This is a genomic window from Mesorhizobium sp. WSM4847, assembly GCF_055811335.1.
This window is the reverse complement of the sequence record NZ_JBVVPY010000009.1, coordinates 93,604-119,615: the sequence shown is the minus strand read 5'-3', so window position 1 is coordinate 119,615 and position 26,012 is coordinate 93,604. Positions and strand designations below refer to the sequence as shown.

Below are 26,012 nucleotides of genomic sequence, written 5' to 3'. Positions count from 1 at the left end.
AATGAGGTAGGAGAGCGATGGATACGAATGTAAATATCCGTGAGGCGGCACAAACGATCGATGCCCTCATCACCCCGTCGCTGCTTCTGGACCGGGGGCGGATCGAGCGCAACATCCAGCGTCTGGCCGAGCATGCCAGAGAGCTTGGCGTAGTGCTGCGCCCGCATATGAAGACGGCCAAAAGCATCGACGTCGCCCGACATGTGTTCCCCGGCGAACCCGGCCCGATCACGGTCTCGACCATCGCCGAGGCGGAGTATTTCGCCGGCCACGGCTTTCGCGACATCACCTATGCAGTCGGCATGTCGCCGGCGTCGGCCGTCCGCGCCATGGAGCTTTGTCGCCGCACCGGCGCTGATGTGAAGCTGCTGCTCGATTCCGTGGAGCAGGCCGACGCCCTGGCCGGTGTACGCGAAGCCATCGGTGTGACGCCGTCCGTCTTCATCGAACTGGACTGCGACGACCATCGCGGCGGATTGAAGCCGGACGATCCCAAGCTGCTCGATGTGGCCGACAGGATCGTCGCAGCTGGCGCCAACCTGGTCGGCGTCCTCGCCCATGCCGGCGAGTCCTATGGCTTGAGCACGCCCGATGCGCTGGTCATGGCAGCCGAGGACGAGCGTTCGGCCACCGTGCGCGCCGCCGAAACTTTGCGCGCCCACGGCCATGCCTGCCCGATCGTCAGCCTCGGCTCGACGCCGACGGCGCACTTCGCCGAGAACCTCGAAGGCGTCACGGAGCTGCGCGCCGGGGTCTACATGTTCTTCGATCTCGTCCAGCACGGGGTAGGGGTCTGCCGTCTCGACGATATCGCGATTTCCGTGTTGGCCACGGTGATCGGGTCCAAGCCGGAAAAAGGATGGGTGCTGGTCGACGCGGGCTGGATGGCGCTTTCGCGCGACCGCGGAACCGCAAACCAGCAGGTCGACCAGGGTTACGGCGTGGTCTGCGATGAAAAGGGGCGGGTGCTTGAAGATGTGATCGTGGCGCAGGCCAGCCAGGAACACGGTATCCTCGCCATTCGTGCCGGTTCTGGAAAGTCCATGCCCGATTTGCCGCTCGGGGCTCGGGTCCGGATTCTGCCCAACCATGCCTGCGCGATGGCCGCCCAGCACCACTTCTACAGCGTCGTCAACGGGGACAGTCCCCGGATCGAAGCCCGTTGGGAGCGGATCCGCGGATGGTAGGGGCTGCAATCGCAACGCTTTGCATGGCGCCCGTGCAAACTGACGCACTGGTGGTGCAATCATGAAGTTTACATCTTATTGGCTGGATACCTCTCAGCCGTTCAATGAGGGCGCGTCCAAACCGCTCGAAGGCCACTACGATGTGGCGGTTGTGGGCGGCGGCCTGACCGGATCCTCCGCGGCGCTTGCCCTCGCCAAAAAGGGCGCCCGGGTTGCACTGTTGGAGGCCGAAACGATCGGCAACGCCGCTTCCGGCCGCAATGGCGGGATGTGCAACAACGGTTTTGCCCAGAACTATGCAATCATGGCCGGCAAGCACGGCAAGCCGGCCGCAAACGCCCTCTACAAGGCTTTCGACGCCGGCGTCGATATGGTCGAGCGGTTGGTGCAGGAAGAAAAGATCGACTGCAGCTTCTCCCGCGTCGGCAAGCTGAAGCTTGCCGCCAAGCCCGAGCACTACGACGTGCTGGCGCGCAGCCAGGAACTCTTGGCGGCAAATGTCGATCCCGGAACGAGGATGATCGCGCGCGCCGACCTGCGAGACGAAGTCGGCACCAACCGCTATTATGGCGGGCTGCTGTTTCCCAAGAGTGCCAGCATGCATGTCGGCCGGTTCGTCAGGGGGCTGGCGACCGCGGCGGCGCGGCGCGGCGCGGAGGTCTATGAAAACGCCCCCGTCATGGCTCTGCGCAAGGTCGCCGACGGGCATGAGGTCGAGACGCCGCGAGGCAAGATCGTCGCGCGGCAGGTCCTGCTGGCGAGCGGCATTTCCCAGGTCGGTCCGCTCGGATGGATCCGCCGCCGCATCGTGCCGGTCGGCGCCTTCCTGGTCGTGACGGAACCGCTGTCGTCTTCGCAACTCGAGCGCCTGATGCCGACCCGACGCAATGTCGTCGACACGCGCAATCTCGTTTTCTATTGGCGGCTGACGCCGGACAATCGCATGCTGTTCGGCGGGCGGGCCCGGTTTGCAGTATCCAACCCGCAGTCCGACGAGAAGAGCGGCCGGATCCTGAAAGCGGCGATGGTCGAGGTCTATCCGGAACTGGCCGACATCCGCATCGACTACTGCTGGGGCGGCATGGTCGACATGACCCGCGACCGGCTGCCGCGTGCCGGAGAGCGCAACGGAATTTACTACTCGATGGGCTATAGCGGGCACGGCACCCATATGTCGACGCTGATGGGCAGCATCATGGCCGATGTCATGGACGGGCGTCCGGACCTGAACCCCTGGAAGGATTTCGACTGGCCGGCGATTCCTGGTTATTTCGGGCGTCCCTGGTTCCTGCCGATCCTCGGCGCCTATTACCGCGTGAAGGACCTTGTCACATGAACTCGCCCCTCGAACACCTGTCCCGCAACGGCCGTCTGGACAAGTTCTTCATCGACGGTCAATGGGTCGAGCCGAGGGGCACCGCCCAGAGCGTCGTCGTGAATCCCGCCACCGAAGAGGTCGTGGCCCGGTTTCCGCTCGGAAACAGCTGGGATGTGGACGCGGCCGTTGCAGCGGCCCGCCGGGCGTTCGCCACCTGGAGCCGTACCAGGCCGGAATACCGCGCGGGTCTGCTTGATCGCCTGCAGGCGCTGCTCGAAGCGCGCAATGAACTGCTTGCGCAATGCTTGAGCCTCGAGATGGGAGCGGCGATCGGATATGCGCGCACCGCGCAGGTGCCGCTCGCGATCGCCCATGTGCAAGTCGCTCGCGATGTCCTGAAAACCTTCCCCTTCGTCGAGCAGCGCGGCCACACCGCCGTCACCCACGAACCGATCGGTGTCTGCGCCCTGATCACGCCCTGGAACTGGCCACTCTACCAGATCACCGCCAAGGTTGCGCCGGCGCTCGCCGCAGGCTGCACGGTCGTGCTGAAGCCAAGCGAGCTCTCTCCTTTGGACGCGCTGCTGTTTGCCGAGGCGATTGAGGAAGCCGGCTTCCCTGCCGGTGTCTTCAACCTCGTCAATGGTGACGGCCCAGGCGTGGGTATGGGTCTCGCCTCCCATAGGGATGTCGACATGATCTCCATTACCGGCTCCACCCGTGCCGGCATCGCGGTGGCCCAGGCCGCCGCGCCGACGGTCAAGCGCGTGTCGCAGGAGCTCGGCGGCAAGTCGCCGAACGTGATTTTGCCCGACGCCGATCTCGACCGTGCCGTTTCACGGGGCGTAGCCGCCGCCTTCCGCAATCTCGGCCAGTCATGCAGCGCGCCGACGCGCATGATCGTGCCGCGCGAGCGGCTGTCCGAGATCGAGGCAATCGCCAGGAGGGCCGCAGCCCAGATCATCGTCGGCGATCCGCTTTCGGAAACCACCACTCACGGTGCAATCGCCAACCGTTCCCAGTTCGACCGCATCCAAACCATGATCGGCGTCGGCATTTCAGAGGGCGCCAGGCTCCTCACCGGCGGGTCGGGTCGCGCGGACGATCTGAGCGTCGGGTTCTATGTCAAGCCGACCATCTTTTCCGACGTGCGCACAGGCATGCGCATTGCCCAGGAAGAGGTTTTTGGGCCAGTTCTGTGCATCATCCCCTACGACACAGTCGAGGAGGCCGTCACTATCGCCAACGATACGGTCTACGGCCTGGGGGCCCATGTGCAGGGCACGGATATGGGCGCCGTCCGGGACGTCGCCTCGCGGATCCGCGCCGGTCAGGTTCATCTCAACTACCCCGCCTGGGACCCGCACGCCCCGTTTGGCGGTTTCAAGCAGTCCGGAAACGGACGCGAATATGGCATCGAAGGCATGTTGGAGTACCTCGAGGTCAAATCCATCCTCGGCTATTTCTAGGCGACATTCGCCTGGCGCAGAGGGCGCAGCTGCCGTCTACGCCTGTAGGCTGAGCGGATCGGTAATCAGTTAGAACATGTCGATTGATGACTGAATCGGATTTGGTGACGTCTGCGTCGGTTTGACTCATCAGGTTGCGATTCTATTCGGTCGCTTTGTGGGTTACCGATCGGGCATGATCGACCGACGCGGAATCGAGCAGCGGTGGAGGCGGACCGCTCGAAGCGGACGAGCGTGGCCGCCGGGTATTCGCTGCGAGTGAGGCTCGTGCTGCGGGTTGTGGGCTTGCGGTGGTGTCTGAGATCACCGGTCTGGCCCGTTCGACGATCGGGCGTGGCATCAAAGACCTCGATGTTGCGACGGCGCGCGGGCAGGTGCGTCGACAGGGCGTTTGTCTATGCGATCGAATGGAGTGGCAGAGAACTCTGGTCTGGAGCTTCCTCGATTGCGCGAAGCTCCGCCGTGCTGGGTTCAATTTGTGATTATTTTGACCAGGACTAACCTCCCACGCTCTCTTGATGTCCTTCGAGGCACGCCGAGATCGCCCGCAGCTGGAATTCCAGTGCGGGACCCTCCGCCGGGAACCGGCCGTCCAGCGCGGAGGTGCCGACGGTAAATCCTGCTGCGCCACTGTTGCGAATGGTCTTGATCTGATCCGGCCGGTCCACCGATCCCGCGACGATAACGGGCTTGGGCACGGCCCGGCACACAGCGTCGATCAGAGACGGCACATTGCCTGCCGAACGGTAGGCGAGAAGGTCGAGACCGGCGACACCGTGATGGCTGGCGAGCGCGACGGCGCTGTTGACGATCTCGGCCTGAGATCCTTCCAAAATGCTCGGGTGCCCGACGATGCGACCCGGAAACGGATAGTAGCGGATGGGCGTCCCTTCCAGCAGCGGCAGCACGTCTTCGGCATGGGTGCCACCGAGAAGAAAGTCGACGCCGAGGTCGATCGCCGCCTTGACCGAGCGGATCTCGCTGTCGCGGTCGAGCGATACAACTTCGAGATAAGTGTTGGCTCCGCCCTCGCGGATCTGGCGGGCGAGGGCGGCAAGCGCGTCGAGCGGCAGGCCGATGTCCTTGAAGCCGATGTGGCGGATTCCGGCTCCGAGCGCCGTTTCGGCGTGGACGGCGGCGTCGGTCACCGTGCGGTCGTTGCGTGTCAGCATGAAGATGAAGTCGAATTGGGTCATGGGATGACGGCTTTCTGGTTAGGGGAGGGAGGCCTTCAGCCTAAGGGCGTAGTCGAAGGCGGTCTCCAGGCTGGAGGGGTCGGCAACGCCGGACCCCGCGATGTCGAAGGCGGTGCCGTGATCGGGGCTGGTGCGCACGAATGGCAGGCCCAGCGTGACGTTCACGCCATGGTCGAGGCCCATATATTTGACCGGGATGAGACCCTGGTCGTGATACTGGGCGACCACGATGTCGAACCGGCCCTTGCGGGCCTGCATGAACACGGTGTCGCCTGGCCATGGGCCGGAGGCGTCGATACCTTCGGCACGGGCCGCCTCGATCGCCGGCCGGATGATGCGGATTTCCTCGTCTCCGAAGAGACCGCCTTCGCCGGCATGCGGATTGAGGCCGGCGACGGCGACGCGCGGATGGGAGATGCCGAGCGCCTTCGCACCGGCATCGGCCAACCGGATGGCATCCATCTGCGCCGCGAAATCGCCTTTGCGGATCGCCTCGGACAGCGAACAATGGATGGTGACGAGGACCGTGCGAATGTCCTCGTTCGCCAGCATCATGGCGACCTTGGGAGCCCCGCCATGATCGGCCAGGATTTCGGTGTGGCCGGGATAGTGCAAACCGGCTGCTGCGAGGGCCTCCTTGTGAATCGGCGCCGTTACGATGCCGCCCACCCAACCGTCCCGCGCCAGTCCGATCGCGACAACGATGGCGTCGAACGCCGCGCGTCCACTGACGGCCGAAACCTGCCTGACCGGTGGCAGGGCGGAAAGCTGCGAGGAGCAAAGCACGTTGAGGGTTCCGTCATCGAGCACGGTCTCATCGATGGAGGCGATCGGCCGGATCCGCACATCAGAATTGAGTGCGCAAAGGGCGTGGGTCATCACCAGCGGATCACCGACGACGATCCAGTGTCGCTTGTCCGGTCGACGGAGATACATTTTTGCGATGATCTCGGGGCCGATGCCGGAGGGATCACCCATGGTCACGGCGAGAGGAGCGTCATGGGCGGTCATCGATCAGAGCCTTTCGTGAAAGCGGTTTGCCAGCAGGTCGCGGGCGGCATCAAGGAGTGCAGAGGGTGAGCCGAAGCCTCCCGCCTTCATGGCGATGGTGAGCGGCTCTCCATCCGCCCGTTCGGCGCGGCCAACCGGAAAGCCGGGCTCCAACTCGCGGGTGAGAAGGAACCCGTTGATGCCGAGGCGGTCGAGGATCGCGGCCATCGTCTCGCCGCCGGTGGCGATCACCGCGTCATAGTCGCGCCGGGCGACCGCTGCGGCTGCTTGTCCGGCGAGGTTCGTCATCACCGCGCTGGCATTCTCCTGCCGTTGCAGCGGTGCCCGAAGGCAAATCACACGGGCGTCGCTGGGTGCGTCGGCCAGGTCGCTGACGACGGGAACGCCTCGTACACGCAAGGTCTCGCATTGGACGCGCGTCACCGGATTGGCGCTTCCTGCGACGATCACCAGCCGCCCGGCGGTTTGGCCGGTTGCCGTGGGCCCATCCGGCACGGCAGGTACCAGCGATGCCAGCGCGATGGCGAGACCAGGAGAGCCCACCCAAAGAACAGTCTCAGGATTGGGGATGCTGGCGACCTGCCGGTTCAGTACGTCCTGGCTGTCGGCGTCGAGGATCAGAATGGATGCGTTCGTCGCCGCATCGCCGGAACTGTTTGCTGCGAGAATGATCGGTATCCCTAGGGACGGGTCGACCAGATCGGCAATGTCCGACGTGCCTGCGGGATGGACTGGATCACGGCCGTAGACGGTTTGACTCACAGGGATGCCGTTCACCGTCTGGATCCCGCCGACGGTGAGCCGCCCCGATTCGGGAAAGGCTGGAGCGATGACAAGCCTGCTCCGGCCGCTGGCGCGAAAGGCGGCGGCGACTTCCTCGCGGATATGGCCGCGCAGGGTCGAATCGATCGTTTTGAACAGAAGGCGGGCATTCGAGAGGGCCGACACAGCGTAGGCGATAGCCCTTGTCGCCTGCCAGATGTCGGAGGCGCGGCTGTTGGTATCGATCGAAGCGATCGCTCCATTCTCCGCGCCGTCGACCTGTCGCTTGATCACAGGTGCAAAGCCTCTCGCGAGAAAGGCGGCCGCGCCGTCGGTAGCACTGGTCAGATCGTCGGCGACTATCCCGACGAGGAGAGATGTGGTCTGCTTCATGTCGGTGAGAATAGCAGAACGGTCGGAACCGAATATCGATATGATCTGACGATTTATGGTGATATGAAATCACCAATGAAGCGCTCTGAAGTACCTTCACTCGACGATCTGCGTGCCTTCCAAACAGTGGCGCGTCTGGGGTCTGTGCGTACTGCGGCGGCCGAACTCGCTCTGACGCATGGTGCAGTCAGCCGTCGCGTCTCCAAACTCTCCGCCGATCTTGGCTTGCGCTTGCTCGAAGCGGACGGGCGCGGGGTGCGTCTGACCTCCGATGGCGCGAAGCTGGCGGAGGCGACCGGCAAGGCGTTCCATTTAATCACTGATGCCTTGGCAGAGATCAGATCCAGCTCGACGCCCATTCCGATCATCTTGTCCTGCGAGCGCTCGCTGGCGATGCGCTGGCTGATCCCGCGCCTGTCTGGGTTTCAGGATCGATACCCGGATGTCGAGGTGCATCTGTCGACCGGCGGCGGAGGGCTCGACTTCGCGCGTGACCGGGTGACGCTTGCGATCCGCCGTCTCGATTTTCCGGTGGACCCGGAATGGACCATCATCAGGCTGATGCCCGAGCGCGTCGGTCCGGTCATGCTGCCATCCCTGCGCAAGCGGTTCGAGAGTGGCGACTATGTGGCGCTCGGATCACGGACGCGACCGGATGCTTGGGAAGCGTGGCTCGACGCGCACATGGACGCGCCGCGTCCTCGAACGACCCGATTGCTGGATCATCATTTCCTGATGGCAGAAGCGGCCCTGGGTGGTCTTGGCGTTGCTCTTGCCCCCCAGGCGATTGCAACGGATGACGTCGCGAATGGGCGATTGGAAGCACCACTCGGCTTTGATTGCGACGGGACGGACTACGGCCTGATCCATCCGAAGTCGATCATTGTTTCAACCGGCCTCTCCGCATTGCGCGATTGGCTGACCGCAGAGTCCGAGACATCGTTCAAGCGGCAGGTGCTTGAGAACAGCTAAACTAAGAAAATAAGGTCGCCTTTGCGCCCGTATCGGCTCAGGCGGGGCGAAAGAGACAGCGCTGCGAAAGGGCGTGCTGGTTTGGCGGTCGACCGGAGGGCCTTGTGCTGAATGACCATGCATTGCCGCACATTCTGCCGGACGCCTGCGATTATGCTCGGCTGATAGGGCAGATTGACAGGAACCAAGGACATGGATTGCTTCCGGCCGAAATACGTGACGTTTGATTGCCACGGCACGCTCATCAATTTCCAAATGGCGGAAGCCGCCAGGCACCTGTTCGGTCATCTTCTGGATGGGCCGCGCATGGACGAATTCATCAGAAACTTCCAGGGCTACCGCCTCGACGAGGTGCTGCAGGACTGGAAGCCGTATGCAGATGTCGTTCACAACGCACTGGAACGCACCTGCCGCCGCAACAGCGTCGCATTCCGTGCCGAAGACGCCGAAACGATCTACAACCGCATCCCGACTTGGGGGCCGCATCCGGACGTTCCCGAGGGATTGGCCAAACTGGCCAAGGAAATTCCGTTGGTCACCCTGACGAACTCCATGGTGGCCCAGATTCCGTCGAACGTGGCAAAGCTCGGTGCGCCCTTTCATGCCGTCTTGACCGCTGAAGAGGCGGGTGCCTACAAGCCGCACTTCAAGGCGTTCGAATACATGTTCGACATGCTGGGCTGCGGCCCGGAGGATATCACGCATGTGTCCTCGTCTTTCCGCCACGACCTGATGTCCGCCTATGATCTGGGGATCAAGAGCAAGGTCTGGGTCAATCGCAGCCACGAGCCGGCCAACCCCTTTTACGAATACACCGAAATCCGTGACGTGACGCAGCTACCGGGCGTTTTCGGACTCTGAGGGCGAGGATAGGCCGGAGACCCGCAGAGCACTGCGTCCATTTCGAGGGCGGCCAGCGATGCAGTCTGACATACCGCGAGAAATGGAACTGCGGGGCGTCATCGCTGGAGCGCTCCATCTGTCGAAGCATGAAGAACAACCGTCCCCAACAGGCGAGGATCTTTCGAATTGGGCGCTTATGGTGATCTGGTCCCCGATGAGGAAGCTGGTCAACTCGATGGCTCCATGACGGCAGGATGCGACCATCTGCCTTACGCGGCAGCTTCAACCGAAGCCTATTTTCGCGCTGCCGCCGCAAGCCTGGCGATGCGGCCGGGCGCTTCCGAACCGGACATGTCGGCGGCACTGCTGAAGCGCCATTACGGATTGACGGGATCGATCGCGACATTGTCCTCCGAGGTTGAGCGCACCATTGAGGTCAACCTGTCGGACGGCCGCCGGTTGATCCTGAAGACGTCGGCAACAGCGGAGGCGGTCGACAGCTTTCGTTTTCAAACCGCCGCCATGGCCGGATTGCAAGGGTTCACGGGCTTCGTTGCACCCGAAGTGCTCCGCACGACCAGCGGCGCGTTGATGTTTGAGCAAGAGGGGATGTTCGAGCAAGAGGGGACATGCGGGTACTTGCAGACCCGGATCGAGGGCATTCCGCTGCACCAGGCGACGCCAACTCCCGACCTGCTTTTTCGAACCGGCAGCGCTCTCGCCCGGCTGGACCTGGCTCTTGAGCTGGTCAGTGTGCCCGCGGCTCACCGTCCCGTTCTTTGGCATGTCGGTTGCTGGTCGAGGTTGATGGAACTGGAGCAATACCTGCCATCCGGGAGCATTGCCGAGAGCGTACGCGTCGCGATGGCGGAGTATGCGGAGTTCGTTGAGCCACAAATCTCTGATGTGGCGTGGCAGGTAACGCATAATGATCCCAGCCCATTCAACATGATGGTGACTGGCCAGGGAATGGGTTTTATCGATTTCGGCGATGGCTGCTGGAGCCCCAGGATCCAGGACCTGGCGATCGCAGCAAGTCACGTCGTAGGGGATTCGACACTTCCTTTGGGTGGAGCCGAGCATCTTATTGCCGGCTATGCCTCTGTCATTGCACTTTCGGCACTGGAAGCAAAATTGCTCGTCGGACTGATGCGGGCGCGACAAAGCGCGTTGATCCTGGTCAACTACTGGCGGTCCCACCTTTTTCCGGCCGATGCCCAATACATCAAAAAGAATGTCTCGCGTGCCGAGCACGGACTTTCCATCCTGGCGCCTCTTGGTGTCGCATCGGGCGAGGCAGCCGTCCTGGCGGCAATGTCGTCGTTTCAGCCGTAACGCATCTCGGTTCGCTCGACCGGCACGGTAGCCAAAAGACGAACCGCGAATTGATCAAGGTACTCTTTCAGATAGGCAGCAGCACATGTCCACAGATCTCATGCCTAATCGCTACAGGCCCGGCGAATCCGATCTTCCGAGGCGCGAGTCCGAGCTCATTGCTCGCCGTGACGAAGTACTTGGGGCCTCCTATCGGCTTCAGTACCGCCGGCCCGTGCACTTCGTTCGCGGCGAAGGCATGTGGCTCTACGACCCTGACGGGCGTGCCTATCTTGATTTCTACAACAACGTGCCGTCGCTCGGCCATTGCCACCCAGAAGTAAACGCCGCAATGGCTGAACAGGCGGGCCGGATAAGCGCCAACACGCGCTATCTCGAGCCAAAACTTATCGACTATGCCGAGCGACTGGTCGACACTTTCCCAAGCGAGCTCGACCGGGTGGTTTTTACCTGCACGGGGAGTGAATCCAACGATCTGGCCCTGCGTATCGCGCGATTTGCGAGCGGCAATGAAGGCGTGATCGTCTCGACCTACGCCTATCACGGCACCAGCGCGGCTGTCGCTGCGGTTTCCCCGAACCTGGGCGACGCCGTCAAGCTCAGCCCATTCGTGCGCATGGTCTCCCTGCCGGGGCCGGAGGGTGTGCCGGAAGCCCAGGCTGCGGACTTTTTCGAGGCGCAAGTACGCGCGGCCATCGTAGATCTGAACCGTCGTGGCATCGGCGTTGCGGCCCTGCTCATCGACAGTGTTTTTTCCAGCGATGGCGTATGGGTCGATCCCCCCGGCTTCATCGCCGGTGGAGTTGCGGCGGTGCGGGAGGCAGGTGGTCTCGTCATCGCCGACGAAGTTCAGCCGGGTTTTGGGCGAACCGGCGCTCATATGTGGGGCTTTGAACGGCACGGGATCGTTCCCAATCTCGCTACCCTCGGCAAGCCGATGGGCAACGGATTTCCAATTGGCGCGGTCGTTGGTCGCAAAGCACCGATGGAGCAATTTGGCGCAACCGCTCGCTACTCCAACACGTTCGCCGGAAATACGGTTGGCATAGCGACCGCCGACGCCGTGCTGGCGATCCTGCAGCGCGACCAGATCCCCCAGAAAGCGCTTGCCATGAGCCAGCGCCTCCGAGCCGGGCTGGAGAAAATCGCACAGCAGCCATATGGAGTTCGCGCTATCCGAAACGCCGGTCTGTTCTTTGGCATCGACATCGGGCGTGAGGGTGCCCCGGCGGCAAGCCGGCGGGCAATGGCGCTGGATGTCGTGAACGCACTGCGCGACGACGGCGTCCTTGTCAGCACGACAGGGGCCAACGAGGATTCGCTCAAAGTGCGCCCGCCGCTCGTTTGCCAGGCCGAGCATGTCGACCTCTTCCTTGCAGCCATGGAGCGGGCGCTCATCAAGGTCGCAGGCTAGACCGCATGCCTGCGACCAGGTGGCCAGGTCCTGGTTCCCAGCTGCGGTAACCGACCGGGATCGTCACGCCAAGATCGGCGAGGCTTCCGCGTTCTTAACTCGAACGCTGTCGATCTCAACGCAGCCGATAGCGAGAGCGATCGACACGGCGATGACGGCTGCAATTGCAAGATTGCGTCTCATGCGCTCGCTCCGTCCGCGTTCAGAACTTGTCGACATCGATGATGGCCGTGGCGAAGGCATCAGGCGCCTCCTGCGGCAGGTCATGCCCGATGCCGCCGGTGATCAGCCGATGCTCGTACTTGCCGGAGAATTTCTTCGCATAGGCGTCGGGATCGGGATGTGGAGCACCATTCGCGTCGCCCTCCAGCGTGATCGTTGGCACGTCGATCTCCGGGCGCTTGGCAAGCTTTTCCTCCAGTTCGTCATAGCGGCGCTCGCCTTCAGCAAGGCCGAGCCGCCAACGGTAGTTGTGGACGACGATGTCGACGTGGTCGGGGTTTTTGAACGCAGCGGCGCTTCTGGCGAAGGTCGCGTCGTCGAAGTTCCAGCGCGGCGAGGCGAGCCGCCAGATCAGTTTGGCGAAGTCGTCCGTGTATTGCGCATAGCCGGCACGGCCACGATCGGTCGCGAAATAGAACTGATACCACCATTGCAGTTCGGCTTGTGGCGGTAGCGGCGCCTTGTTGGCCGCCTGGCTGCCGATTAGATAGCCGCTGACCGAAACCATGGCCTTGCAGCGCTCCGGCCAGAGCGCGGCAAGGATATTTGCCGTCCTCGCGCCCCAGTCGTAGCCGGCGACGATCGCTTTTTCGACGCCCAGGGCATCCATCAGGTCGATGATATCGACCGCCAGCGCAGCCTGCTGGCCGTTGCGAAGAGTGGCATCCGATAGGAACCGCGTCGTGCCGTAGCCGCGCAGATAGGGCATGATGACCCGATAGCCGGCTCCTGCAAGCAGCGGCGCGACATCGACATAGCTGTAGATGTCGTAGGGCCAGCCGTGCAGCAGTATGACGGGTGGCCCATCCGCCGGGCCGTCCTCGGCATACCCGACGGTGAGCAGACCAGCCTCGATCTGCTTCAGCGATGCGAATGAGTTTCGCGATCCTGTCCCGCCGGCTAATGTCGTCTGCGTCCCGCCCTGAGCAGTGGAGGTTCGGACCGCTCCTAACTGAGCCAACGCCACGGTCGCGGTCGCGATGCCGAACAGGCGTCGGCGATGATGGTCGACGACTTCCGGAATTTTGATTGCGTTCATGGGACTACTACCTTGTTCATGTTTCCAGGGCAGTCGCGGCAGTGCCGAAACCGAGGGACTAGATCAGGTTGATTTCGACTTCGATGTTGCCGCGCGTGGCCTTCGAGTAGGGACAGGTCTGATGAGCAGCATCGACAACGGCCCGGGCGTCGTTGCGATCCATCCCTGGCAGGCTCACATTGAGCCGGGCGCTGAGAAAGAAGGCGCCGTCGCCGCTGTTGAGATCAACCTCCGCATCGATCGAAAGGTCTGCTGGCAGCACGACGTTCATTTTGCGCGCGGCGATCGCCATCGCGCCCTCGAAACATGCCGACCAACCGGCAGCAAAAAGCTGTTCGGGATTGGTGCCGCTGCCCGCGCCGCCGGGCGTCGAGAGCCTGATGTCCAGCCTGCCGTCGGAACTGCGTGAGCCGCCCTCCCGGCCGCCCGTTGTGTGCACCTTCGCTGTGTAGAGTCGTTTTGCTTGGGTAGTCATGGCATGCATCCTGTATGACATCGGATCTTCGATCAGCGCAGCGATCTGAAAGCGGCACGGACCTCCTGCGTGAAGATTTCCGGCTGTTCCCAGGCAGCGAAATGCCCGCCGGCCTTGGCCTCATGGAAATAGATGAGGTTGTGGTAGCAGCGCTCGGCCCAGCTTCGCGGCGCGCAGTAGATTTCGCCGGGGAATACCGTCACGGCGACCGGAAGATCGGCAATGTCCACGGCATTGAAATTGTTGGAGTGGTCTTCCCAGTAGATCTGCGCCGCGGAGGTTCCGGATTCAGTGAGCCAGTAGAGCGAGATGTCGTCGAGCATCTCGTCCTTGGTCAGAACCCGCTCGGGGTCGCCACCGCTATAGGTCCACTGCGCGAACTTTTCGTAGATCCAGGCGGCAAGACCCACAGGTGAATCCACCAGGGAGTAGCCGATGGTCTGTGGCCGCGTCACCATCATGGCGGCATACCCGGAACTGTCCTTGCAGAAGGTGTCGAGCGCATCGAATGCCGCACTTTCCTTCTCGGTCAGTCCGCTCGGCGTCGGCCCGCCGGCCGCCAGCACCGATGCAATTTCCGGCGGCACGGTCCCCGGCATGTTGACGTGTATGCCAATGAGCCCAGGCACCTTCTGCAGCGCCATGCGATGGGAGATGACCGAACCGCAGTCGCCACCCTGCGAGACGTAGCGGTCGTAACCCAGCCGCCTCATCAGCACGCCCCAGGCACGGCCGATATGGTCTGAGCCCCAGCCAGCCTCCGTCGGTTTCCCGGAGAAGCCGAAGCCAGGTATCGACGGTACGACGAGATGGAATGCGTCTTCCGCCGCGCCGCCATGGGCCGTGGGATCTGTCAGCGGACCGACGACCTTCATGAATTCCAAGATCGAGCCGGGCCAGCCATGCGTCATGATCATCGGCATACCATTCTCATGGCGGGACCGGACGTGGATGAAGTGGATAGCGAGGCCGTCGATTTCGGTGACGAACATAGGCAGAGCGTTGAGCTTCGCCTGGACCTTCCGCCAGTTGTAATCGGTCATCCAGTATCGAAGGAGATCCTGGAGCTTTGCGAGCTGCACGCCTTGGGACTGATCCGTAACTGTTTCCCGCAAGGGCCAGCGCGTCGTTGCCAGACGTCGGCGGAGATCGACGATTGCCTCCTCCGGAATGCCGGCGCGGAAGGGACGGACGGCTTCACTATCGACGCTCGCGCGCGCCATTGCTGGAAGCAGGCTCAAGGCGCCTGTGGCCGCTGATGCGGCAAGCAGGCTTCGTCGCGTGAGCGATGGCGATGATGCGGGCATGGTCGTTTTCCTTGGGTCCGTCGGCAGAGAGGTTCTTGCTGCTTTCGACACATAGAAGGAGATCGCCCGAAGCGCCCGTTATGCATTATGATGCAACGTTAGCGCTCGTCGGCGAATGCAGGCTTGCAGCGAAGCCCCCACTTTTGTTGTTCTCATAGGTGAGTGGTCGCCTGCATGAGCAGGCTGCGAAGGGAGTGTCATGACAGGGCCTGCAACCGACACGATATCATTTGGTCCCTTTACGCTTGCCGTCCGCGAACGGCTGCTCTTGCGGCAAGGCACCACCGTCGATCTGGGCGGGCGCGCTTTCGATATCCTGGCTACTTTGGCTGCCCGCTCCAACGAGGTGATCAGCAAGAGGGATTTATTGGCGAACGTCTGGCCCGACGTCACCGTCGAGGAGGGTAGTCTGCGGTTTCACATGGCCAATCTCAGAAAGGCGTTGGGCGACGGCAAGGACGGCGCGCGCTACATCGCTACCTTGAAGGGCCGGGGCTATTGCTTCGTGGCGCCGGTCTCGCGATCGGGTGGTCGCAACGATGCGCGAAGCGAGGCTGCCGCCAGCTACCCGCAGGCCAACCTCCCGAGCCGACTAGCTCGCATGGTTGGGCGAACCGATGACACGGCCGCGCTTTCCGCGGAGCTGGCGGCCGCGCGCTTCGTTACGATCGTCGGCACGGGTGGGGTCGGCAAGACCACCGTTGCAGTGGCGGCCGGGCATCACGTCGTCGATGCGTTTGCCGGCGCTGTGCATTTCGTCGATCTTGGCGCGCTGAATGATCCCAACCTGGTTGCGCCGACTGTAGCCTCGATGCTGGGCCTGTCGCTTCAGTCTGACGACGCCACGTCCGCTCTCATCACATACCTGGCTGACAAGAGAATCCTCCTGATCCTGGATACCTGCGAGCATGTCATAGACGCGGCGGCAGACCTGGCCGCCCGTATCTTCGCTTCCGCGCCGCAGGCCCACATCCTGGCGACGAGCCGGGAGGCTCTCCAGGTCGAAGGCGAGCACGTCTACAAGCTGGCGCCGCTTGCTTACCCGCCGGACGATCTGGAACCCACCGCGGCAGTCGCGCAGGCGTTCCCTGCGACCGAGCTGTTCTTGGAGCGCGCAGCAGCGAGCGGTTCTCGTCTTGACCTCGACGATTCGGATGCGGGGGTCGTGGCGCACATCTGCCGGAAGCTTGATGGCGTACCACTTGCCATCGAACTGGCAGCAGGACGGGTTGCGAGCTACGGCCTGCAGAAGACCGCGATACTTCTCGATGAACGCCTGGCCCTCATGTGGCCGGGGCAGCGCAGCGCACCGCCGCGCCAGAAGACACTTCAGGCTACTCTGGACTGGAGCTTCGGGCTTCTGTCCGAATTCGAGCGCCTGGTGCTTCGCCGGCTTGCCGTTTTCGTCGGTCATTTTTCGATCGATGCCGCGCTGACAATAGTAACGAGCCCGACCGTGGACGATGCGCTCGTATTCAGCGCCATCGATAGCCTCGTGGCGAAGTCGATGGTCGCGGCGAGGCCAGCCGGTGCAACGATGCGCTATCGACTGCTCGATACGACGCGGGCTTATGCCCTTCAGTTCGAGGTCCAGGATGCGGAACTCACGGAACTGGCCGCCCGGCACGCGACGTACTGTCTGCGATGGCTGGAGGATACGGGGAATGAGTGGCCTACGTTGTCGAGCGCGTCGCAACGATCACTGCACCTCGCGGGCCTTGCCAATGTGCGTGGGGCTCTGGATTGGTGTTTCGGATCCAACGGGGATGCCAGGCTCGGCATTCGTCTTGCCGCCGCCGCTGCTCCGCTTTTCCTGTCGATGTCCTTGCTCACCGAGTGCCATCGCTGGAGCTCCCGGGCAATTTTCGCTCTCGACGACTCCATGCGCAGCGGACGCGAGGAGATGCACCTTCAGGCGGCCCTTGGAGTTTCCCTGATGTTCACGCACGGGGGAAGGGACGCAGCGCGCGTGGCGCTGAACAGAAGCTTCTCCATTGCCGAGCAGCGCAGCGATGCGCTCGACCAGATTCAGGTTCTCGGGCCGCTGCAGATGTTCCATTTGCGTACGGGAGATTTCAGGACCGCGCTCCGCTACGCGGAGCGTTGCACCGTCATTGCCGACGCGCTGGAAGACTCCGTCTCCACGACATTGGCGCATTCGTTGATGGGAATATCGCTTCACCTCAATGGAGAACTAGCTCGCGCCCAGACCTCGCTTGCGGCAGCATTGCGATACGGGCCGCGTTCCGGTCGGACCACGACCAACTATCTCGGCTTCGACGGGAAAATCCTGGCCGGCGCGATCCTGGCAAGAACGCTTTGGCTGCAAGGCCATCCGGATCGGGCGGTGGAACGCGCGCTGCTGACGATCAAGGACGCCGAGATCCTGAACCATCCGCTGACGCTTTCGATCGCTCTTGTCTGGGCCGTTTCCGTGTTCCTTTGGGTCGGCGATCTCGACCGCGCGGACGAGCATATAGACCGTCTCTGCTTGCGTGCGGAACCCCACTCGCTCGGACCGTATCTGGCGCTAGGACGAGGCTTCAAGGGAGAACTGGCCATTCGTCGAGGCGATGCGGAAAAGGGAATCGAGAGCCTGCAAGGCAGTCTCGCGGAGCTCCACGCAGCACCCTACGAACTGCTCACCACTCCGCTCAACGTCGCGCTCGTTCAAGGCCTTGCCGCCACGGGCCGGCTCGCGGAGGCCCTCGCACTGCTCGACGACACGATCCTGTCGGTCGAGGCAAACGGAGATCTCTGCTATATGCCGGAGTTGCTGCGCGTGAAGGGCTGCCTTGTTTTGGCGTCAGTGCAATCTGGCGACGAGGCTGAAACCTACTTCAGCCGGTCACTCGAAATGAGCCAGGGTTGGGGCGCGTGGGGGTGGGAGCTGCGCGCCGCGGTCGACCTGGCTACCCTTCTGATCGATCGCAGACAACACGAAACCGCCCGGGCGCATCTCCAGCCGCGGTTCGAGCGCTTCGTTGAGGGTTTGGATACTGCTGATCTGAAGTCAGCTGCACGTCTGCTCGCGACGCACAGTAGTCTGGCTCGGCAATCGCGACGGACCTCATCGAGCGGAATGGCGGCCCTACCATTATATTGTGTCATGAGCAGAAAAGCGGTGTGAAGTGACATTGATGGTTACGCTTTGAAAAAAGAATGAAATGAGTCACATATCATAGAGGCCGGCAGTGTCAGTCCGTCCAATCTCGTGGTTTAAAATCTGTGTGTAAATGATTGAAAAATATAGAAAATTCGCCATAGCGCCGATGATGGACTGGACGGACCGGCATTGCCGGTTCCTGCATCGCCAGTTGACGCGCCGGGCCTTGCTCTACACCGAGATGGTCGTCGCCGACGCGGTCATCCATGGCAAGCGCGAGCGCTTGCTCGGCTTCGATGGTACGGAACATCCGGTCGCGTTGCAGCTCGGCGGCTCCGATCCGCAGAAGCTTGCCGAGGCGGCCCGCATCGGCGAAGTCTTCGGCTATGACGAGATCAACCTCAATGTCGGCTGCCCGTCCGATCGCGTCCAGTCGGGTACGTTCGGCGCCTGCCTGATGAAGGCGCCTGACCTGGTCGCCGATTGTGTCGCGGCGATGAAGGCGTCTGTCGGCATTCCCGTCACAGTCAAATGCCGCATCGGCGTCGACGAGCAGGATCCCGAGCCGGCGCTCGATGCGCTGGCGGACGGGGTTTTCGCGGCCGGCGCCGACGCGCTGTGGGTGCATGCCCGCAAGGCGTGGCTGGAAGGGCTGAGCCCGAAGGAAAACCGCGACATCCCGCCGCTCGACTACAACAGGGTGTATCGGCTAAAAACCAAAAAACCAAACAAATTCATCGGCATCAACGGCGGAATTCAATCCCTTGAAGAGGCGCTTGACCACATTGATCATGTCGACGGCGCCATGCTCGGCCGCGCCGCCTATCATACGCCGGGCATTCTGGCAGGCGTCGATGCGGCGTTTTACGGCGACAGGTCCAAAACGTTCGATTTTGCCGCGCTGATCGATGCGATGGCGGATTATGCGGCACGCCATATCGAGCGGGGCGGGCGGCTTGGCCATGTCACCCGTCACATGGTCGGCCTGTTCCACGGCCTGCCTGGCGCGCGCCGCTACCGGCAGATCCTTTCGACCGATGCGACAAGGCCCGGCGCCGGACCGGATGTGCTGAAGGCGGCTTTCGCTGCAGTCGATTTTAGCGGGACGGACGCCGAAGCAGCCTGACTGTCCAGTCGCGCAAGATCATGTGGAGGGCGTCGCGTTGAAGGTACGCCAAACAACGCTGAGCGAGAACAAATGACGATTCTGTTGGGCGTTCGTTTCGAAAGACTGCCCAAGGTCGCTCGCAATCAACCTGTAGCGGCCACCTGAACGGGCAAGTAGCGCCAGAAACGGACATTAGCGAAAGCGATTCCAGGGCAGCTTTGGAAGAGCGGACATTGGACGTCCTCATGTCCATTCATCAGCTTCGGCTCCGAGAATACCCATGTGCGATCTAAAATTTGCGTGCGGGGTGATAGAGGCGGACCCAGCAACTCCAGCCATGTGTATTCGAAATACAGGTTGGCAATCTTTCCGTCGCAGCCAACGAACTGGATATCGACCGATCCACCCGCCCCGGGCGAGGGCCCAAGTCCACGCGGGAGCAAGCGAGAGGACACGAGTCCGACCGTGCGCTGCCGGAGGTTCCTCGTTAGCTCGGGAATGCCTGTTGTGCTATCGTCCTAAAGTCTCTCGGGCCGCCGAGGGTCTCGCATGATCTTCCCGTTCGAGGGAGAGAGCATCTGTGACGGAATTTGCAACGAAACTGAAGTTGGCCGCCAAGCTTGCCGCGAAAGGCAGCGTTTCGCGTCGCGACTTTGTTCAGCTGGCGTTCGCCGCCGGCCTTACCGCCACGGCCGCCAATGCGATGTTCGTCCAGGCGGTGCGCGCCGAGCCCAAGAAGGGCGGCACCTTGAAGATCGGAATCGGCGATGCCGCCGCCACCGATTCACTGGACCCGGGTAGTACCAGCGTCAACCCGTTCACCGGCACCGCGCTATTCGGAACCTTGTCGAATGGCCTAACCGAGATCGATTCCAAGGGCAACGTGGTCCCCGACCTCGCCGAGAGCTTTGAGCCGTCAGACGGCGCCAAGAAGTGGGTGTTCAAACTGAGGAAAGGAGCCACCTTTCACAATGGCAAGACGGTTACCGCCGACGATGTCGTGGCCTCTGTCAGGCACCATAACGTCAAGGGCACGAAATCGGTGATGAAATCGCTCTTGGCTTCGGTCAAGAATGTCGTCGCCGACGGTGCCGAGACGGTGGTGTTCGAACTCGACGGCGGCAATGCCGACTTCCCCTACATCATGTCGGACATCCCGGTCATGCCGGCGAAAGAGGGCGGCGTCGACTGGGAGTCGGGCATCCGCACCGGCCCCTACATGCTCGAGAAATTCGAGCCCGGCGTCATCGCCACCTTCAACAAGAACCCGAGCTACTTCAAATCCGACAAGGGCTGGTTCGACCGTGTCGAATGCCTGGCGATCAACGATGTGAAGGCGCGCACCAACGCGCTCAACACCGGCGAGGTCCACTACATGGATCGCTGCGATCTGAAGACGCTCGACATCCTGAGGCAGAACCCCGATCTCGTGATCTCGGAGACGACGGGCTACGGCCACTACGTTTATGTCATGAACGTCCAGAAGGCGCCCTTCGACAATCCCGATGTGCGCAATGCGATCAAGTACTCGCTCAATCGCGACGAGATCGTGCGGAAGGTGTTTCTCGGCCACGGCGCCGTCGGCAACGACAATCCGGTCGCACCGACCGTCAAGTTCGCGATCGATCCGCAGCCGAAGCATGTCTACGACCCCGATATAGTCAAGAGCCTTCTCAAGAAGGCGGGGGCCGAGAACACCCAGTTCGACCTGTCGGTCGCGGATGCCGGGTTCACGGGTGCGACCGACTCGGCTCTCCTGTGGCAGGAGCATGCCCGGGCGGCCGGGCTCAACCTGAATGTGATCAGGGAGCCCAATGAAGGCTACTGGGACAATGTCTGGTTCAAGAAGCCGTTCTACGCCTCTTACTGGGCCGGCCGGCCGACGTGCGACTGGATGTTCACCATCGCCTATGCGGCGGAAGCGGTGTGGAACGAAACGTCTTGGAAAAATCCGCGCTTTAATGAGCTGCTCGTCGCCGCCCGCTCGGAGACCGACGATACCAAGCGTGCCGGCATGTATGCCGAAATGCAGCAATTGCTGCATGACGACGGCGGGCTCATTAATGTCGTCTTCAACTCCTATGTCGATGCCCACACCAAGGCTCTCGCCCATGGCGAGGTGGCGTCGAACTGGCCGATGGACGGGCTTAAGATCGCCGAACGCTGGTGGTTCGCCTAGGCCGTCTACTCATAAACTGGGATGGCGGACTGGACGCGTCTAATGTCTCCTTGCCCCCACCAGCGGCTCCCGAGCGGACATCGCAGCAGGTCCGCGTTGGACCACAAGCGGAAATCCCGGGCGCGCGTCCAGGGTCGATCAATTGCCTCTGATTTTGGACAGTGCGTCCTTTGCGTGAATGCCAATTAGAGCTTCATTCTGGAGTGCCACGAGCGCAGGTATCGCAGCTCGTGCCGGAGGCCCGATCTTTCCCAGCGCCTCGATGGCATCCCGGCGGAGATATTCAACCTTAAGCGCTTCAACCAGAGCCGGAACGGCTTGTGCTGCCGCTGGTCCAAACCAGCCCAGTCGCTCTGCCGCATATTGCTGGGAAAAGGGATTGCCGGTCTCAAGCTCTGTTTCCAGGCTCGTAACGGTGATGGCCAGCGGCAGCGCAGCGATACGGAGACCATCATACAGGCGCTCCCGCACGCCTGCGTGTTCATAATCCCATTGGAACGAGAAGATATAGGTGTCGGGAAGATTTTCGAGCCCTTTCTGGTCTGCACCCGGTCGGAACTTCAGGAGCATTTGCCTGGCTTCTTCCCGGCGCCCGAGCTGCGCCAGCACGGAACTGAGTGGTAGAAAGAGCGCAGTTGCGTCTGGGTTTCGCCTGACGCCGTCTCCGAACACCTCAGCCGCTTGTTTCAGATCGCCCATTGCAAAAAGCGCCAATCCACGAGCGAGAACGTAGTGGCTTGGATAGGTCGGGTTGAGCCGCATGGCGGTCGCGACGAAATTCAGCGCCTCGGCAGGTTCGCCTGAGATCGTCAGCGCCCAAGCCATTGCGATGTGTGCTTCGGGGTCGTTGGGATCCAATGCAATCGCTCGACCGGCATTCCTGCGTGCATCTTTGGCCAGACCTTGATAAACGTTCCGCAATGCCTCGACCGTATAAGACAGTGACGTTGGATATTTCTTGGCCAGCTCTACGTAATCGTGAGCTCCCCACCAGAAATATGGTTCGTCCCTACCGAGTTCTTTACCCCAGAGTGAGTCAACGACGCGGAAGTAGGCCAGCGCCAGGGCGGCATAAGCTCGCCCATAGTCGGGATCAAGCTCGGTTGCTTTTTTCAAGGAAGTGATGGCGGCAGCTGTGTCCTTTGCGTTGTAACGGAGATAAAGGCTCCAACCCTCTTCGAAAGCTTCCTTGGCTGCGATATTGTCCGGCTTGGCGCGGGCAATTTCCGTTTTTTCGGTGGTGGTGAGATTGACCTTCAACGCTTCGACGATCTTTGCGACAAAAATGTCCTGGGCCGCAAAAATATCGGCGACGTTTCCATCGAACCTGTCCGCCCACACATGCCCGCCGGTGAGGGCATCGATGAGCTGGGCGTTGACTCGCACCTGCTCGCCGGCTCGCCGTACGCTTCCCTCGAGAACGTAACGCACGCCAAGTTCTTCGGCGACCTGGCTGATTTTTACCGGCTTGCCGCGGTAAACGAATGTCGAGTTTCGCGCGATCACGAAAAGGCCGGAAAGCTTGGAAAGGTCGGTGATCAAGTCATCGGTCATGCCGTCGGCGAAGTGCTCCTGGCCGGCGTCGCTCGAGATGTTGGTGAATGGCAATACAGCGATCGATGGCTTGTCAGGTAGCGGGAGCGCCATTCTTTCCCTGGAGGCCACCTCGACCGGCGGTCCTGAACCGTCCCCAACGACCTTCCAAAGTGCTACACCTCCGGCGATCAGGATCAGCGCCGTCGCCGCGACCGCCGGCCGGCGCCATTCGATATAGCGCTTGCGTTTTGCTGGAACTGTTCCGGATGCGGCGCGTGCCCGCGGGCCTGCCCGATACAGACGAATAGGTTTTTCGATGTTCTTGAGCTTTTGTTCACCCAAGAATTCGAACTCAAAATCCAGCTTTCTCTCGACCTGATCGAACGCCGTTCCTGAAATAAGGACGCCCCCGGGTTCGGCCAATCCTTCCAGTCTCGCTGCGACATTCACGCCGTCGCCATAGATATCCTGCCCTTCGACAATCACATCGCCAAGGTTTACGCCAATGCGGAATTCGAGTTGTTTTTCCTTCGGCAGTTCGGCGTTGCACTCCGCCATCGTCCGCTGGATTTCGACGGCGCAACCGACCGCGTCGACCACGCTGGAGAATTCTATGAGCGCGCCGTCGCCCATGAGCTTCACGATGCGCCCCTTATGAGCGGCGATCTTCGGATCGATCAGGTTCTCGCGGGTGCTCTTCAGGCGCGCGAGGGTATCCGCCTCATCGGCTTCCATAAGGCGGCTGTAGCCAACGATGTCAGCGGCAAGTATCGCCGCAAGCCTGCGCTCCATGGTAGTTTCCGGCGCTGGGCAACTGTTTCCATGATAAAAGAGTATCGCTTCGGAGCCTAGTCCTGCTCTCGTCGGCTTTGGGTCACGATTTGCCTTGAAGTTCCCAGATCGAGAGTTTGCAAAGTGTCGGAGATGCTCGCTACGCTGACCGACTGTCCCAACGAGAGCGCACTATTGGCAGCTCACTGAGCGGCGGCGCAGCCGCCTGACTTTTCAATCGCGCAAGATCATGCGGTCGCCGCGCACGTCGAAACCGGACAGTGAGCCGATGAAATTCATGCCGAGCAGGCTCTGACCGAGCATGCCGGGCGCGGCGATCATGACCGGCATGTCCTTGCGCACGATCCCGCCGATCGCCAATTCGTCGGTTCTCACGACGGCGGCGCGCGCCATGCCGTTGGCGGTGGAAACCGGGATGGTGAAATTGAGAGCGGCTGGATTGAAGCCCGCCGCTTGCGCGTCCTGCGCGGTCAGCACGGTGCTGGTTGCGCCGGTATCGACCACGGCCCGGACCGGCGTGCCGTTGACCATGATTCGTGCTTCGAAATGGCCATTGCCGGCCTTGTCCAGGGTCACCGTGGCGTGGCCGTCCTCAAGGCCCAACGCCAGCGGACTGCCGGGAACAAGGCCGGCCGTTACCCGGCTGGCGAAATCCTGCAATTCATAACGATACTGGTAGCCGGCGATCAGTGCGAGCACGATGACGGCCCAGGCGCCCATGCTGCGGGCCATCGTGCCCAAGGGTCTGCCTGATCTGAGCAGGCCGGCGGCGATGAGTGCAACCAGTGCGCCAAGCCAGATCAGCCGGCTGAAATCGTAATTCTCGACGCCGAATGTGCTGCCGGCGGAATCATTGAGCATGAGCAGGACAACGCCTACCCCGATCAGGATCATCAAAACCCAGAAAACCCGGTTCATATGTGGCTCACGAGAGAGCGTCGCGTTCGCGCGCGAGGCGGGTGCGGCGGGTTTCGCGGCGCGGTCTGCGTTCAACCGTTTCCAGCCGGGCCGGCAGCTCGGCCATGACGCGCCGGCGGATTTCAGGGGTCATCTCGATCCAGGCGCCGATTTCCTCGCGCGTGCGGCCGCAACCGAAGCAGAAGCCGGTTTTCATATCGATCGAACAGACCAGGACGCATGGGGATTCGATGGCCGTCATGTTTATCTCTCAGGATTCCCAAGGAATCCCTCGTCTCGCCTCCACATGGTGTAACGGCAACGCCAATGCAAGCCCTCCGGAATGCGCCGCCGGCAGCCGCGTTCGCGTCAATGCAGGCAGTTGTGCCGGCCGAGCAAGGCGGCTATGCCGCTCACCAACTCCGGGAACGATCATCGACGACATGACCAGCGCGCTGCCCTTCGACGATTTTCGCAATCTTCTGGCGACCCTGCCGCAGGCCGACGCGGCAGCCGAAGCCCGCGTCCGTGCGCTGTTTGCCACGGCCGACAAACCCAAGGGTTCGCTCGGCCGCATCGAGGACATCGCGGCCTGGCTGGCCGCCTGGAGCGGCCGCGCGCCGCCGGCAGTGAACCGGCCTCTGGTGGCGATCTTCGCCGGCAATCACGGCGTCGCTCGCCACGGCATTTCGCCACGGCCCGTCGCTGCCACGGCGAACGCCGTCGAGCTTTGCGCGGCCGGGGGTGCGGCGATCAACCAGATCTGCATCGCCAATAATCTCGGGCTGAAAGTGTTCGATCTTGCGCTGCACATTCCAACCGCCGACATCACCGAGGAGACGGCACTTGACGAACGCGGCTGTGCCGCCACCATGGCCTTCGGCATGGAGGCGATCGCCGGCGGCGCCGATCTGCTTTGCCTTGGCGACCTCGGCGTCGGCAATTCCACCGTCGCCGCGGCCTTGCTTGCCGCACTGTTCGGCGGCAGTGGCGCAGATTGGGTCGGATCCGGATCGGGCGCCGATGCATCGATGCGGGTGCGCAAGGCGGAAGTGGTCGATGCCGCGCTAGCCTTCCACGGCACAGGTCTCAGGGACCCGCTGGAAGCGTTGCGCCGGGTTGGCGGCCGTGAGTTCGCAGCGATTGCCGGCGCCATCCTCGCCGCCCGGACGCAGAAGATCCCCGTCCTGCTCGATGGGTTGGTGGCGACAGCCGCTGCGGCGGCGCTGCATGCCGCCGACGCCACTGCGCTCGATCATTGCCTGCTTGCCAGCCTGTCGCCAGAGCCTGCGCATGCTCGGGCCGCCGAGCGGCTCGGCTTGCGCCCGCTGCTTGATCTCGGCGTCAGCCACGGCGAGGGGGCAGGGGCGGCACTTGCGGCCGGCCTGGTCAAAGCCGCTGCGCTCACCGCCTCGGGCATGGCAGCGGCGCTGCATTAAAGCGCGTCGCGT

20 protein-coding genes and 1 pseudogene are annotated in these 26,012 nt (G+C 62.3%); 12 read left to right on the top strand and 9 right to left on the bottom strand.

The genetic code is table 11. The features are described 5' to 3' along the window. Nucleotides 1-17: 17 nt before the first annotated feature. The 4 genes and pseudogenes from AC0L28_RS15320 to AC0L28_RS15305 all read left to right on the top strand — a co-directional run. Nucleotides 18-1,187: an alanine racemase gene (locus AC0L28_RS15320; protein ID WP_473478414.1), complete on the top strand. Its 1,170-nt coding sequence runs from the start codon at nucleotides 18-20 to the stop codon at nucleotides 1,185-1,187. A 61-nt stretch (nucleotides 1,188-1,248) separates the two neighbouring features. Beyond that, a complete protein-coding gene (locus AC0L28_RS15315; RefSeq protein WP_473478411.1) occupies nucleotides 1,249-2,523 on the top strand; it encodes an NAD(P)/FAD-dependent oxidoreductase in 1,275 nt (424 codons plus the stop codon). After that, on the top strand, nucleotides 2,520-3,974 hold the full coding sequence (locus tag AC0L28_RS15310) for an aldehyde dehydrogenase family protein (RefSeq protein ID WP_473478408.1): 1,455 nt from the start codon (nucleotides 2,520-2,522) through the stop codon (nucleotides 3,972-3,974). Before AC0L28_RS15315 ends, AC0L28_RS15310 begins: the two co-directional genes overlap by 4 nt. A gap of 175 nt (nucleotides 3,975-4,149) precedes the next feature. Continuing rightward, nucleotides 4,150-4,363, top strand: a pseudogene (locus AC0L28_RS15305) (ISAzo13 family transposase); the annotation flags it as partial. Nucleotides 4,364-4,471: 108 nt separating this feature from the next. Here AC0L28_RS15305 and AC0L28_RS15300 read toward each other — a convergent pair. From AC0L28_RS15300 to AC0L28_RS15290, 3 genes are read right to left on the bottom strand one after another with little or no spacing between them, the layout of a single operon-like run. Beyond that, the gene (locus tag AC0L28_RS15300) at nucleotides 4,472-5,170 is read right to left on the bottom strand and encodes a 4-hydroxythreonine-4-phosphate dehydrogenase (protein ID WP_473478405.1); all 699 of its coding nucleotides are present in this window, start codon (nucleotides 5,168-5,170) and stop codon (nucleotides 4,472-4,474) included. A gap of 18 nt (nucleotides 5,171-5,188) precedes the next feature. Then, nucleotides 5,189-6,181, bottom strand: coding sequence for a 4-hydroxythreonine-4-phosphate dehydrogenase PdxA (gene pdxA / locus AC0L28_RS15295; protein WP_128172502.1), 993 nt, complete (start codon nucleotides 6,179-6,181; stop codon nucleotides 5,189-5,191). Nucleotides 6,182-6,184: 3 nt separating this feature from the next. Next, nucleotides 6,185-7,336 (bottom strand): four-carbon acid sugar kinase family protein, encoded by a 1,152-nt coding sequence (locus AC0L28_RS15290; RefSeq protein WP_473478402.1) that lies wholly within the window; start codon nucleotides 7,334-7,336, stop codon nucleotides 6,185-6,187. Here AC0L28_RS15290 and AC0L28_RS15285 point away from each other — a divergent pair. From AC0L28_RS15285 to AC0L28_RS15270, 4 genes are all read left to right on the top strand, one after another. After that, nucleotides 7,223-8,308 carry a LysR family transcriptional regulator gene (locus AC0L28_RS15285; protein ID WP_473478606.1) on the top strand — a complete coding sequence of 362 codons (1,086 nt, stop codon included), beginning with the start codon at nucleotides 7,223-7,225 and terminating at the stop codon, nucleotides 8,306-8,308. The two genes, AC0L28_RS15290 and AC0L28_RS15285, sit on opposite strands and share 114 nt — an antisense overlap. A 192-nt stretch (nucleotides 8,309-8,500) precedes the next feature. Continuing rightward, complete coding sequence (locus AC0L28_RS15280) at nucleotides 8,501-9,169, top strand: haloacid dehalogenase type II (protein ID WP_473478604.1); 669 nt, start codon at nucleotides 8,501-8,503, stop codon at nucleotides 9,167-9,169. Between the two features lie 168 nt (nucleotides 9,170-9,337). Next, nucleotides 9,338-10,486 (top strand): phosphotransferase enzyme family protein, encoded by a 1,149-nt coding sequence (locus tag AC0L28_RS15275; protein WP_473478399.1) that lies wholly within the window; start codon nucleotides 9,338-9,340, stop codon nucleotides 10,484-10,486. 85 nt (nucleotides 10,487-10,571) lie between these two features. Continuing rightward, entirely contained in the window at nucleotides 10,572-11,900 is a 1,329-nt protein-coding gene (locus tag AC0L28_RS15270) for an aspartate aminotransferase family protein (protein WP_473478396.1), read from the top strand. A gap of 202 nt (nucleotides 11,901-12,102) precedes the next feature. Here AC0L28_RS15270 and AC0L28_RS15265 read toward each other — a convergent pair whose 3' ends face one another. From AC0L28_RS15265 to AC0L28_RS15255, 3 genes are read right to left on the bottom strand one after another with little or no spacing between them, the layout of a single operon-like run. Continuing rightward, nucleotides 12,103-13,161, bottom strand: a complete 1,059-nt coding sequence (locus AC0L28_RS15265) for an alpha/beta fold hydrolase (protein WP_473478392.1) — start codon at nucleotides 13,159-13,161, stop codon at nucleotides 12,103-12,105. A gap of 58 nt (nucleotides 13,162-13,219) precedes the next feature. Next, nucleotides 13,220-13,636 carry an organic hydroperoxide resistance protein gene (locus tag AC0L28_RS15260; protein ID WP_023801884.1) on the bottom strand — a complete coding sequence of 139 codons (417 nt, stop codon included), beginning with the start codon at nucleotides 13,634-13,636 and terminating at the stop codon, nucleotides 13,220-13,222. Between the two features lie 32 nt (nucleotides 13,637-13,668). Beyond that, nucleotides 13,669-14,943, bottom strand: coding sequence for an epoxide hydrolase family protein (locus AC0L28_RS15255; RefSeq protein WP_128172507.1), 1,275 nt, complete (start codon nucleotides 14,941-14,943; stop codon nucleotides 13,669-13,671). Nucleotides 14,944-15,142: 199 nt separating this feature from the next. Between AC0L28_RS15255 and AC0L28_RS15250 the strand changes: the two genes are divergently transcribed. The 3 genes from AC0L28_RS15250 to AC0L28_RS15240 all read left to right on the top strand — a co-directional run bounded on the left by AC0L28_RS15250 (nucleotide 15,143) and on the right by AC0L28_RS15240 (nucleotide 21,336). Next, nucleotides 15,143-18,073 carry an ATP-binding protein gene (locus tag AC0L28_RS15250; protein WP_473478389.1) on the top strand — a complete coding sequence of 977 codons (2,931 nt, stop codon included), beginning with the start codon at nucleotides 15,143-15,145 and terminating at the stop codon, nucleotides 18,071-18,073. A gap of 106 nt (nucleotides 18,074-18,179) precedes the next feature. Beyond that, entirely contained in the window at nucleotides 18,180-19,175 is a 996-nt protein-coding gene (gene dusA / locus AC0L28_RS15245; protein ID WP_473478387.1) for a tRNA dihydrouridine(20/20a) synthase DusA, read from the top strand. 562 nt (nucleotides 19,176-19,737) lie between these two features. Next, the gene (locus AC0L28_RS15240) at nucleotides 19,738-21,336 is read left to right on the top strand and encodes an ABC transporter substrate-binding protein (RefSeq protein ID WP_287227978.1); all 1,599 of its coding nucleotides are present in this window, start codon (nucleotides 19,738-19,740) and stop codon (nucleotides 21,334-21,336) included. A 138-nt stretch (nucleotides 21,337-21,474) separates the two neighbouring features. On the opposite strand, the gene AC0L28_RS15235 is transcribed toward AC0L28_RS15240, so the two are convergent. From AC0L28_RS15235 to AC0L28_RS15225, 3 genes are all read right to left on the bottom strand, one after another. Beyond that, nucleotides 21,475-23,664 (bottom strand): adenylate/guanylate cyclase domain-containing protein, encoded by a 2,190-nt coding sequence (locus AC0L28_RS15235; protein ID WP_473478384.1) that lies wholly within the window; start codon nucleotides 23,662-23,664, stop codon nucleotides 21,475-21,477. Nucleotides 23,665-23,877: 213 nt separating this feature from the next. Further along, nucleotides 23,878-24,582: a TIGR02281 family clan AA aspartic protease gene (locus tag AC0L28_RS15230; protein ID WP_091590936.1), complete on the bottom strand. Its 705-nt coding sequence runs from the start codon at nucleotides 24,580-24,582 to the stop codon at nucleotides 23,878-23,880. Between the two features lie 7 nt (nucleotides 24,583-24,589). Then, on the bottom strand, nucleotides 24,590-24,823 hold the full coding sequence (locus tag AC0L28_RS15225) for a DUF1289 domain-containing protein (protein ID WP_473478382.1): 234 nt from the start codon (nucleotides 24,821-24,823) through the stop codon (nucleotides 24,590-24,592). A gap of 181 nt (nucleotides 24,824-25,004) precedes the next feature. On the opposite strand from AC0L28_RS15225, the gene AC0L28_RS15220 reads away from it, so the two are divergent. After that, nucleotides 25,005-26,000: a nicotinate-nucleotide--dimethylbenzimidazole phosphoribosyltransferase gene (locus AC0L28_RS15220; protein ID WP_128172513.1), complete on the top strand. Its 996-nt coding sequence runs from the start codon at nucleotides 25,005-25,007 to the stop codon at nucleotides 25,998-26,000. Nucleotides 26,001-26,012 lie beyond the last annotated feature (12 nt).

Bases quoted from the DNA above. Each gene is read 5' to 3' on its own strand.
- AC0L28_RS15320 (WP_473478414.1), top strand. From the start codon at position 18: ATGGATACGAATGTAAATATCCGTGAGGCGGCACAAACGATCGATGCC.
- AC0L28_RS15315 (WP_473478411.1), top strand. From the start codon at position 1,249: ATGAAGTTTACATCTTATTGGCTGGATACCTCTCAGCCGTTCAATGAG.
- AC0L28_RS15310 (WP_473478408.1), top strand. From the start codon at position 2,520: ATGAACTCGCCCCTCGAACACCTGTCCCGCAACGGCCGTCTGGACAAG.
- AC0L28_RS15300 (WP_473478405.1), bottom strand. From the start codon at position 5,170: ATGACCCAATTCGACTTCATCTTCATGCTGACACGCAACGACCGCACG.
- pdxA (WP_128172502.1), bottom strand. From the start codon at position 6,181: ATGACCGCCCATGACGCTCCTCTCGCCGTGACCATGGGTGATCCCTCC.
- AC0L28_RS15290 (WP_473478402.1), bottom strand. From the start codon at position 7,336: ATGAAGCAGACCACATCTCTCCTCGTCGGGATAGTCGCCGACGATCTG.
- AC0L28_RS15280 (WP_473478604.1), top strand. From the start codon at position 8,501: ATGGATTGCTTCCGGCCGAAATACGTGACGTTTGATTGCCACGGCACG.
- AC0L28_RS15270 (WP_473478396.1), top strand. From the start codon at position 10,572: ATGTCCACAGATCTCATGCCTAATCGCTACAGGCCCGGCGAATCCGAT.
- AC0L28_RS15265 (WP_473478392.1), bottom strand. From the start codon at position 13,161: ATGAACGCAATCAAAATTCCGGAAGTCGTCGACCATCATCGCCGACGC.
- AC0L28_RS15260 (WP_023801884.1), bottom strand. From the start codon at position 13,636: ATGACTACCCAAGCAAAACGACTCTACACAGCGAAGGTGCACACAACG.
- AC0L28_RS15255 (WP_128172507.1), bottom strand. From the start codon at position 14,943: ATGCCCGCATCATCGCCATCGCTCACGCGACGAAGCCTGCTTGCCGCA.
- AC0L28_RS15250 (WP_473478389.1), top strand. From the start codon at position 15,143: ATGACAGGGCCTGCAACCGACACGATATCATTTGGTCCCTTTACGCTT.
- dusA (WP_473478387.1), top strand. From the start codon at position 18,180: ATGATTGAAAAATATAGAAAATTCGCCATAGCGCCGATGATGGACTGG.
- AC0L28_RS15235 (WP_473478384.1), bottom strand. From the start codon at position 23,664: ATGGAGCGCAGGCTTGCGGCGATACTTGCCGCTGACATCGTTGGCTAC.
- AC0L28_RS15230 (WP_091590936.1), bottom strand. From the start codon at position 24,582: ATGAACCGGGTTTTCTGGGTTTTGATGATCCTGATCGGGGTAGGCGTT.
- AC0L28_RS15225 (WP_473478382.1), bottom strand. From the start codon at position 24,823: ATGACGGCCATCGAATCCCCATGCGTCCTGGTCTGTTCGATCGATATG.
- AC0L28_RS15220 (WP_128172513.1), top strand. From the start codon at position 25,005: ATGACCAGCGCGCTGCCCTTCGACGATTTTCGCAATCTTCTGGCGACC.